Origin of the sequence: Pseudomonas agronomica (assembly GCF_025917275.1) — a bacterium.
GTDB classification, from domain to species: domain Bacteria; phylum Pseudomonadota; class Gammaproteobacteria; order Pseudomonadales; family Pseudomonadaceae; genus Aquipseudomonas; species Aquipseudomonas agronomica.
Genome location: NZ_JAOSHO010001165.1, coordinates 1 through 234, shown reverse-complemented (window position 1 = coordinate 234; position 234 = coordinate 1). Strand labels below are relative to the sequence as shown.

Sequence of the window (234 nt, the reverse complement as noted above, 5' to 3'; positions counted from 1 at the left end):
AGCGGCCAAAAAAACAACAAATATCCCCCTGAGATGACCACCCTTGAACATCCAACCCAGCACCTATTCCCCCGACACCGCAGTCCCCCTGGACAAACGCGTCTTCGGCGCCCGCGATCTGTTTTCCCTGTGGTTCTCCCTTGGCATCGGCCTGATGGTGCTGCAAGTCGGCGCCTTGCTCGCGCCGGGCCTGGGCCTGAGCGGTTCGTTGCTGGCGATTTTTCTCGGCACGCT

General features: G+C 60.7%; 1 pseudogene. It reads left to right on the top strand.

The features are described 5' to 3' along the window. Positions 1–43: 43 nt before the first annotated feature. Positions 44–234, top strand: a pseudogene (locus tag OC610_RS29395) (putative hydroxymethylpyrimidine transporter CytX); the annotation flags it as partial.